The 10039-nt window shown below is 67.0% G+C and carries 8 protein-coding genes; 4 read left to right on the forward strand and 4 right to left on the reverse strand.

Annotation, left to right across the window (positions count from 1 at the left end; genetic code table 11):
* The 4 genes from NN2_RS34875 to NN2_RS38870 form a co-directional block, all read right to left on the reverse strand.
* A partial coding sequence (locus tag NN2_RS34875; RefSeq protein ID WP_245658978.1) for a PfkB family carbohydrate kinase occupies positions 1–620 on the reverse strand: 620 nt, incomplete at its 3' end.
* Positions 608–1765 (reverse strand): N-acetylglucosamine-6-phosphate deacetylase, encoded by a 1158-nt coding sequence (gene nagA, locus NN2_RS34880; RefSeq protein ID WP_063019459.1) that lies wholly within the window; start codon positions 1763–1765, stop codon positions 608–610. The genes nagA and NN2_RS34875, both read right to left, overlap by 13 nt.
* The gene (locus NN2_RS38865; protein ID WP_063019465.1) at positions 1762–2685 is read right to left on the reverse strand and encodes an ROK family protein; all 924 of its coding nucleotides are present in this window, start codon (positions 2683–2685) and stop codon (positions 1762–1764) included. Before NN2_RS38865 ends, nagA begins: the two co-directional genes overlap by 4 nt.
* The gene (locus tag NN2_RS38870) at positions 2682–3611 is read right to left on the reverse strand and encodes an SIS domain-containing protein (protein ID WP_063019473.1); all 930 of its coding nucleotides are present in this window, start codon (positions 3609–3611) and stop codon (positions 2682–2684) included. The genes NN2_RS38865 and NN2_RS38870 overlap by 4 nt, the downstream gene beginning before the upstream one ends.
* Positions 3612–3784: 173 nt before the next feature.
* On the opposite strand from NN2_RS38870, the gene NN2_RS34895 reads away from it, so the two are divergent.
* From NN2_RS34895 to rpoB, 4 genes are all read left to right on the forward strand, one after another.
* Positions 3785–5029 carry an extracellular solute-binding protein gene (locus NN2_RS34895; RefSeq protein WP_063019467.1) on the forward strand — a complete coding sequence of 415 codons (1245 nt, stop codon included), beginning with the start codon at positions 3785–3787 and terminating at the stop codon, positions 5027–5029.
* On the forward strand, positions 5026–5922 hold the full coding sequence (locus NN2_RS34900) for a carbohydrate ABC transporter permease (protein WP_063019469.1): 897 nt from the start codon (positions 5026–5028) through the stop codon (positions 5920–5922). Before NN2_RS34895 ends, NN2_RS34900 begins: the two co-directional genes overlap by 4 nt.
* Complete coding sequence (locus tag NN2_RS34905) at positions 5919–6770, forward strand: carbohydrate ABC transporter permease (RefSeq protein WP_030518792.1); 852 nt, start codon at positions 5919–5921, stop codon at positions 6768–6770. Before NN2_RS34900 ends, NN2_RS34905 begins: the two co-directional genes overlap by 4 nt.
* Before the next feature lie 352 nt (positions 6771–7122).
* Positions 7123–10039 (forward strand): DNA-directed RNA polymerase subunit beta (gene rpoB, locus NN2_RS34910; protein WP_245658979.1); only part of this gene is annotated, 2917 nt, incomplete at its 3' end.

Consider the following 10039-nt stretch of genomic DNA (forward strand, 5'->3'; position numbering starts at 1 on the left):
GCGGCCGCCGCGGCCACCTCCTCGGTCGTGGCCGGGCGTGCCCCGGTCAGTCCCGCGAGTTCGTCGAGATCCGGCATGAGGATCACCCCCGGCACCCGGGCGGCGGCTTCGAGGGCGAGACCGTCCACATCGCAGATCACCGGAACCCCGGCGCCGAGTCCGATGCGGGCCAGGTCGGCGGGTAGCGACGCGCGCACGCCGCCGGGCAGCGATCCGGAGACGACGATGCCACCGGCCTCACCGGCCAGCCCCCGCAATCGCACCAGCAGTTGATCCACCGCATCGGGATTGGTGAGTCGCGCCCCCGGTTCCCACAGCGAGGTCGCCGAGCCGTCGTGACTGTCGCTGATCACGACGGTGCGCCGCACCCACGGCAGTGCGTGCACGAAGTCCACCGGCAGTTCTCGTTCGGCGGCGGCGGAAAACGTATGATCGGCGAAACCAGTTGCGCGCGAATATTTCCCGATCTGAGTTAGCACCCGGGTGACATTGATGCCCTTACCGCCGACACGCTGCTCGACCGACGAAACCCGATGTGCCCGTCCGGGTTCGAAGTTCTCGACCCGATAGGTCATATCGTAGGCCGGGTTCAGCGTCACGGTGAGGATCACCTCAACCACTGTCCTCGTCGCAGCACCGCGCGCAACTCCAGATCCGAATCGACCACCAGCACATCGGCGAACATCCCCGGCCGCAGATCACCGACTGCCGTCGCGCCGATCGCGGCCGCCGGCGTCGTCGCCGCCGCGCGCACCGCGTCGACCAGATCCACACCGCATTCGTGCACCGCCCAGCGCAGGCACTGCAATTGCGTCGCGGTTCCGCCGGCCAGGGCGCCGCTCGGCACGCGCGCCACCCCCGCTTCCACATGGACAGCCTGCGGGCCGAGACGGTAGTCACCGTCGGGCAGACCGGCCGCCTGCATGGCATCGGTCACCAGCGCCACGCGGTGCCGCGCCGTGGCGAAAACCAGTGCCCCGAAACCGGATTCGATATGCACGCCGTCTCCGATCAATTCGACCACCACATCCCCGGCGGCCGCGCCCACCAGCGCGGCGGCGACCGCGCCGGGCGCGCGATGGTGCAGCGGCGCCATCGTATTGGCGAGATGCGTGACCAGAGCACCGGATCCGTTGGGTGCCAATGCGTCTCGGAACTGTTCGTAACCGGCGTCGGTATGGCCGAGCGCCACCACCACGCCGTGTTCGCCGAGTTGCGCCGCGGCGGCGGCGAATCCAGGGCGTTCGGGCGCGAGCGTCATCACGCGCAGATGTCCGTCCGCGGCCTCGAGCAGGCGCCGGATCAGTCCGGGGTCGGGATCGCGGAGATAGCGGGGATCCTGTGCACCACAGCGCATTTCGGAAAGGAACGGACCTTCGACGTGAATTCCGGCGATCTCACCGCTGGTGGCCACCTCGCGCAGGGCCGCGACCTGGGCCACCATCGTGTCGGGTGCGGCGGTCACGATGCTCGCCAGCACCGTCGTGGCCCCCTGCCGATGGTGGTAGCGCGCCGCCGCGCGCGCCTGTTCCGGATCGGTGGTGTCGAATCGGTGGCCGTATCCGCCGTGGTTGTGGATGTCGACCAGACCGGGCAGCAAGGTCCCGAGATGCGGCGGCGGTTCGGCGCCCCGGTTGCCGAACGTCCATTGCGCGAGGGGCCGCACCGCCTCGATGCGACCGTCCAGCACCTCGAGCACCGCATCGTCGACGACCCCGGCCGAGGTGACCACGCGGCCGCGAAGCACCGGCTGTCCATCGTTCATTCGAGGACCTCCAGCCGGGCATACCGGGCCGCGCCCACCAATCCGGCCCGCGCACCGAACGCACCCGTGACGACCTGCGGAACCGGCGCCACTCGCACCAGCCGCTCCAGACGCGCGCGCAGTCCCTCGCTCAGCACCGGCCCGGCGCCCGCCAGCCCGCCACCGAGCACGATGCGCTGCGGGCAGACCGCGTGCACGACCCCCAGGAGTCCGTCGGCCAGCGCGTCGATCGCGTCGTCGACCACGGCCCGGGCGTGCGCATCGTCCGGCAGAGCCGCGAAAACCGCTTCGGCGCCGTCGATGTCGCGGCCGGTGCGCTCGCGGTAGGCCCGCGTGATGGACGGGCCGGAGGCCACGGTTTCCACGCACCCGATATTTCCGCAGGAGCAGCGTCGCCCGTCGTGCCGCACCGGGATATGCCCGTATTCACCGGCCTGCCCGGCGCCACCGCGCACGAGCCGCCCTCCAACGGCCAGTGCCCCGCTGATTCCGGTGCCGAGATTCACCACCAGCACATCGTCGGCGCCGCATCCGGCACCCAGGCGCCACTCCGCCCAGCCGGCCAGGATCACATCGTGTTCGATCAGTATCGGAAATCCCCACCGGTCCTGTAATCGACTGCCCACCAACACATCTCGCCAGCCGATATTGCTGCTGAACACCGCCAGCGACCGTGCGACGTCCACGATGCCCGGCAGTCCGATCGCCCCGCGACGCAGGCCGGCCCGTGTCTCGTCGGAGACCTCGGCCAGCAATCGGTCGCCCAGCGCGGCCATGGCGTCGAAGGCCCGCTCACCGCGCGGGGTGGGCACTGTCGCGGCGGCCTCGACCCGGCCGGCGGAGTCGCTGATCTCCGCCTTGATCGTGGTTCCACCGACATCCATGGCGAGGACCGGATCGAGCTCCCTCGCTTCGGTCATCGCAGGATCACCGATCGCCGCAGCCCGCGCGGATGGTCGGGATCCAGTCCCAGATCCGCGGACCGCAGCAGGCACAGCCGATGCACGCGCACGAGATCGGCCATCGGATCGATATCGCGATATTCGACATGAGCTCCGGTAGCGGCGATGTCCTCGCGCAGCCCGGCGGCGACGGGCCCCAGCGCCCACACCGCACGACCCGGTGCCGCGATGCTGATGGGACCGTGCCGATATTCGGTCGCGAGATACCCTTCCGCCCAGGCCCGGCAGGATTCCCGCAATTTCAACCCCGCCTCCTCGGCCAGCGCCGCGGCGAAACCCATTCCCACGAAAGTGATCTGCTCCGCGTTGCGGACGGCGGCCGGCACGCTCGACTCGGCGGCCTCGTCCAGGACCGCGCGAGCCTGTTCGATCGCCGGCGCCAGATCCTCCCCCAGATGCCACCGCAGTATCGCGAGAGCCGTTGTCGCGAAACGGGTTTGGACCACCGAACGCTCGTCGACCGCGTCGATGAGGATCGGGTCGGCGAGCTCGAGTACCGGCGTCCCCGAACTGGAGCAGATCACGGTGCGCGCCACCGTGGCAGGCATCGCCCGCATCGCGTCGACCACCTCGGTGGTGGTACCGGAACGGCAGATCACCAGATAGCGGTCGTAATCGCGGCCACCGCGCACCGCACTCGCCGGCCACGCGTCGGTGAGACCGTGGCCGGCCGATTCCCGGAGTTCGGCGATCGCGCACGCCATGAAGTAGGAGGTGCCGCAGCCCACGACCGCCACCCGCTCGCCGGGGCTCGGCAGCAGCGTTCGGTGCTCTGCCGCGACCGCCGCGGCCCATGCCCAGTCATCGGGCTGGGTGGCCACCTCGGCGGCCAGGTGGGGCCGGGGCGGATGCGTGCGATCCGAGCTCTCGGTGGAGGGCGGCACGGTCTCAGAATCGGACCGCGATTCGATCATGTCAACTTTCCCGCGAATCGTCCCGCGCGACCGCCGCCCCGGTTAGATTCGGACGAGCCGGACCGGTCCCCACCCTCCGGCATCCGCCGATGTCCCGCGAATGCCGCAGGTGACGGTTGTACGAAGGGGAAGGTTGACGCTTGGTGTCCGGTCGGCCGCGCGGTGCGTTCGCGATCGCCGCGGTTCTCGTCGTGCTGTCGGTGACCGTCGCCGCCTGCGGCTTCCGCGGCCGCAGCACCGACGATTCCGATCCCGGCGCACTGGCACTGCTGGTGCCCGCCTACAGCGACGCGACCCGCGCGGAGTGGGCTGCGATCATCGCGGGCTTCCGCGCACAGAATCCGCAGATCACGATCCATCTTCAGGTCGAATCGTGGGATTCGATCAACGAGGTGGTCCGCACCGATCTGCAGTCGGTGACGACCACACCCGACATTCTCGGCATCGACGCCTACTCCGCCTACGCGACCGACGACATGCTCTATCCGGCCACCGATATCGCCGACCCGGCGGTCCTGCACGACATCGACCCCGGCTTCGCCCGCAACGCCTCCATCGGCGGAACCCAATGGGCGTTACCGCTGTTCGCCTCGACGCGCACGCTGTTCTACAACACCGACCTGTTCGCCCGCGCCGGCATCGCCGCCCCGCCGCGGACCTGGTCCGAGTTGCGCGAGGACGCGCACCGCATCCAGGCCCTCGGCGGCGGCATCTCCGGTTACGGCCTGCCGCTGGGCAGTGAGGAGGCGCAGGGCGAGACGTCGATCTGGACGTTCGGCGCCGGCGGCAGCTGGTCCGACGGCGCGACCCTCACCGTCGACACCGACGCCAACCGCGAAGGGGTGCGGGCGATGTCGGAACTGGCCGCGGCGGGCGACACCCAGCCGAATCCGGGCTCCACCGATCGCAAGGACGTGATCAACGCATTCGTCCAGGGCCGGATCGGCATGATCGAAGGTTTGCCGCCGGTATTGGGCATGATCGACCGGCAGAATCCGGCGTTGCGTTACGCCACCGCACCCTCACCGACGAAAACCGGCGCGCCTGTCACCCTCGGCGTCGCCGACCACTTGATGGCGTTCCGTAAACACGGCAACAAGCAGGCCGCGATCCGGCAGTTCCTGAACTACTTCTATTCACCTGCGGTCTACTCGGAATTCGTGCGGGCGGAGCACTTCATCCCGATCACCACCTCCGGAACTCGCGCGCTCGCCCACGATCCGGTGACCGAAACCTTCGCCGCCACCCTGCCGGTCGCCCGCTTCTACCCCTCCGCCGATCCGAAATGGGCCGCGGTTCAGGGCGCGATCCGCCAGCAGATGGGCACGGTGGCACAGGGCGCGGACCCGGCGGAGGTCCTGCGCCGCATCGCGCGGGCGGCGGAATGAGGAGCCCACGCGGCCGCACCGGCTCCGCGATCCGCGCCCTGCCGTGGATCGGCCCGGTGATCATCCTGATCGCAGCGGTGGTCGCATTTCCCGCCGGATACATGCTCTGGACCAGCACCCGCGATCTCAGCCCCTACGGTCGTGATCGCGGCTTCGCCGGGACGGCCAACTTCCGCCGGCTGTTCGGCATCGAGGAGCTCGGCAGCGTCCTCGCCCACACCGTCGTCTGGGTGGTCGCCGTCGTGCTGATCACCCTGGTGGTTTCGGCGGCGCTGGCGCAATTTCTGGCTCTCGACTTTCCCGGCCGTACCCTGATCCGGCTGGCGATCCTGGTGCCGTGGGCGGCCTCGGTGGTCATGACCACGAGTGTGTTCGCCTATCTGCTGGATCCGGAGGTCGGCCTCGCCAATCGCCTCCTGGTCGATATCGGTGTGCTCGATCGGGGTTTCGGGTTCACCAAAGAGCCGGGATCGGCCTTCGCGGTGGCGATCGCGGTCGCGGTCTTCGTGTCGATCCCGTTCACCACCTATACGATTCTGGCCGGGCTGCAATCGATTCCGGCGGAAGTGGGCGAGGCGGGCCGGGTGGACGGCGCGTCAGCGTGGCAACGTTACCGATATCTGACGCTGCCGCAGCTACGTCCGGCGATCGCGGTCGCCACCGTCGTCAACATCATCAACGTCTTCAATTCGCTGCCGATCCTGCAGGTGCTGACGGGCAGTATCGCCGGATTCTCCGCCGACACCACAACCACGTTGACCTACAAGCTGATTCGGCAGAATCAACAGCTGGCCACCGCCGCCGCGATGAGTGTGCTGAACTTCGCGCTGATCGCCGTGATCATCGCGGTCTACGTGAAACTGGTCCGGCCGACCGCGGAAGCCGGCGCATGACCACCCGCGAACGCGCCGTGCGGAAACCGAAGCGGCGCTGGGGACTGACCGCGGCCGGTGTCGTGATCGCGGCGGTGTTTCTCGTCCCGTATCTCGTGATGGTGCTCGGATCGCTGAAACCCCGGTCGGAGATCCTGCGCATTCCGCCGGCCTATCTGCCGGATCGGTGGCGGCCCGCGAACTACGCCGATATGTGGCATACCCCGGAAACGCCGCTGCCGTTCAATATCGTCAGCACCCTGGCCATCTCGGTGCTCGCGACACTGCTCGTGCTGGCCGTGGCCGTGCCGGCCGCGTATTACACTGCGCGACGGCACTTTCCGGGAAGGGCCGCCTTTCTCGGCGCGGTGCTCGTCACTCAGATGCTGCAGCCGACGGTGCTGGTGACGGGCCTGATCCGGGAGTTCTTCGCCGTCGGCATCAACGACACCTGGTTCGCGATGATTCTGGTGAACGCGGCGTTCAACCTCTCGTTCGCGGTGTGGATCCTGCACAGCTTCTTCGCCTCGATTCCGGTGCAGATCGAGGAAGCCGCGCAACTCGACGGACTGTCCCGCCCGCATATTCTGCTGCGAATCAGCCTGCCGCTGGTATGGCCCGGAATTGTCACCGCGACGATTTTCGTCTTCGTCTCCTGCTGGAACGAATTCGCGGCGAGCCTGGTGGTGCTGACCACTCCGGAAAATCAACCGCTCGCGGTGGCGCTGACGAAATTCGTCGGCCAATACGACACCGCCTGGCAATTCGTGTTCGCCATCTCCACCGTCGGCATCGTGCCGGTTGTCGTACTGTTCGCCCTCATCGAGAAGCGGCTGGTCGCGGGCCTGACCGCTGGCAGCGTGAAGTGATCGCCACGACACGCCGGTCCTGGCGACAATCGACTTGACGAATCGCATATACGGCTGCCATTATTGAAGTGGGAAGACACCGATAATGCGGTGTCTTATTCTTGTCGCGCTCTCGACAACCTTCTCTTTGCGGTGTACTTTGGGACCTCCCGCAGCCCGGATGCCCGCCAACTCTCGAAATACGAAACAGCCGTGGACAGTGATGCAATCTGCGCGTCACCGACCATCGGCTCGGCCGAGGCATGTTCGGACGACATCCGGTGCGGATTTGTGCATACAGCCCCTACAGGACAAGCAGATCTCGTGCCGGTCACCCATGTCGTGACCGCGCGCGGTGCTGGAAGGACGCGCCTTGACAATCCCGAAACGACTCTCGTTCGCGAAACTCACCGAGCCCCTGGAAATTCCGGGGCTGCTCGAGGTTCAGACCGATTCGTTCGCCTGGCTGGTCGGAGCGCCCGAGTGGCAACGGCGCGCGGCCGCGCGCGGCAATGACTCGATGGGCGGGCTCGCCGAGGTGCTGGCCGAGGTCAGCCCCATCGAGGACTTCTCCGAAACGATGTCGCTCACACTCTCCGATCCGCGCTTCGAAGAGGTCAAGGCCTCGATCGAGGAGTGCAAGGACAAGGACCTGACCTACGCGGCGCCGTTGTTCGTCACCGCGGAGTTCGTCAACAACAACACCGGTGAGATCAAGTCGCAGACGGTCTTCATGGGTGACTTTCCGATGATGACCGAGAAGGGCACGTTCATCGTCAACGGCACCGAGCGCGTGGTCGTGTCGCAGTTGGTGCGTTCGCCGGGTGTGTATTTCGACGAGTCGATCGACAAGGGCACGGAGAAGACGCTGTACTCGGCGCGGGTGATTCCGTCGCGCGGTGCGTGGCTGGAGTTCGATGTCGACAAACGCGACACCGTGGGTGTGCGGATCGACCGCAAGCGTCGTCAGCCGGTCACCGTCCTGCTCAAAGCGCTGGGCTGGAGCAGCGAACGGATCGCCGAACGCTTCGGATTCTCCGAGATCATGACCACCTCACTGGCCAAGGACAACACCGCCAACACCGACGAGGCGCTGCTCGACATCCACCGCAAGCTGCGTCCGGGCGAGCCGCCGACCAAGGAGTCCGCGCAGAACCTGCTGGAGAACTTGTTCTTCCGGGACAACCGCTACGATCTCGGCGCGGTCGGCCGGTACAAGATCAACAAGAAACTCGGGGTGCACGGGGGCCGCACGGGTGGTCCGCGCGTGCTGACCGAGGACGACATCGTCACCATCATCGAATACCTGTTGCGTTTGCGCGCAGGCGATTCCACGATGACCGCGGCCGGTGGGCCGGAAGTTCCGGTCGAGGTCGACGATATCGACCACTTCGGCAACCGGCGGGTCCGCACGGTCGGCGAGTTGATCCAGAATCAGATCCGCATCGGGCTCTCGCGGATGGAGCGGGTGGTCCGGGAACGGATGACCACGCAGGACGTCGAGGCCATCACTCCGCAGACCCTGATCAACATCCGTCCGATCACGGCGGCGGTCCGCGAGTTCTTCGGCAGTTCACAGCTGTCGCAGTTCCTGGACGAACGCAATCCACTGGCGAGTCTGACCAACAAGCGCCGACTCTCGGCGCTGGGGCCCGGCGGCCTGAGCCGCGAGCGCGCCGGCCTGGAGGTTCGCGATGTGCACTACAGCCACTACGGCCGGATGTGCCCGATCGAGACGCCCGAAGGGCCGAGTATCGGCCTCATCGGCTACCTCTCGGTGTACGCGCGGGTCAATCCGTTCGGTTTCATCGAGACTCCGTACCGCCGGGTGGTCGACGGCGCCGTCACCGACGAGGTCGACTATCTGACCGCCGACGAGGAGGACCGGCACGTCGTCGCCCAGGCCAATGAACCGCTCGACGCCGGAGGCCGCTTCGTCGCCGCACGAATCCCGGTGCGGCGCAAGAATTCCGAGGTCGAGCTCGTCGATTCGAATCTGATCGACTATATGGATGTCTCCCCCCGCCAGATGGTGTCGGTCGCGACCGCCATGATTCCGTTCCTCGAGCACGACGACGCCAACCGCGCCCTGATGGGTGCGAACATGCAGAAGCAGGCGGTTCCGTTGCTGCGCACCGAAGCTCCGCTGGTCGGCACCGGTATGGAGCGGCGGGCCGCCGTCGACGCCGGAGACCTGATCGTCAACGAGAAATCCGGTGTGGTGGAAGAGGTTTCGGCCGACTACATCACCGTCGCGCACGACGACGGGACGCGGCGCAGCTACCGGCTGCGGAAGTACTCGCGCACCAACCAGGGCACCTGCGCCAACCAGCGTCCGATCGTGGACGAAGGGCAGCGGGTGGTCGGCGGGGACGTCCTCGCCGACGGTCCGGCCACCGAGAACGGTGAGATGGCGTTGGGTAAGAACCTGTTGGTGGCGATCATGCCGTGGGAGGGTCACAACTACGAGGACGCGATCATTCTGTCGCAGCGTCTCGTGGAGGAGGACGTGCTGACCTCGATTCATATCGAGGAGCACGAGATCGACGCTCGCGACACCAAGCTCGGTGCCGAGGAGATCACTCGTGACATCCCGAACGTGTCGGATGAGGTGCTGGCCGATCTGGACGAGCGTGGCATCGTCCGCATCGGTGCCGAGGTGCGTGACGGTGACATCCTGGTCGGCAAGGTCACCCCGAAGGGTGAGACCGAGCTGACTCCCGAGGAGCGGTTGCTGCGTGCGATTTTCGGTGAGAAGGCCCGCGAGGTGCGTGACACGTCGTTGAAGGTGCCCCACGGTGAGTCGGGCAAGGTGATCGGTATTCGTGTGTTCTCGCGTGAGGACGACGACGATCTGCCTCCCGGCGTCAACGAACTCGTCCGCGTGTATGTCGCGCAGAAGCGCAAGATCCAGGATGGTGACAAGCTCGCCGGCCGTCACGGTAACAAGGGTGTGATCGGCAAGATCCTGCCGAAGGAGGATATGCCGTTCATGCCCGACGGCACTCCGGTCGACATCATCTTGAACACTCATGGTGTGCCGCGTCGTATGAACATCGGCCAGATCCTGGAAACACACCTCGGCTGGATCGCCAAGGCGGGGTGGGATATTCGGCTCACCGACGGCGCCCGCCCCGACTGGGCACAGCGCCTGCCCGCGGAACTGCTTTCGGCGCAACCGGATACGAATCTCGCGACCCCGGTCTTCGACGGCGCGCACGAAGCCGAGCTCGCCGGGCTGCTCACCTCGACGCTGCCGAACCGCGACGGCGAGACCATGGTCGGTGCGG

This window comes from Nocardia nova NBRC 15556 (assembly GCF_001613005.1).
Lineage (GTDB): Bacteria > Actinomycetota > Actinomycetes > Mycobacteriales > Mycobacteriaceae > Nocardia > Nocardia nova.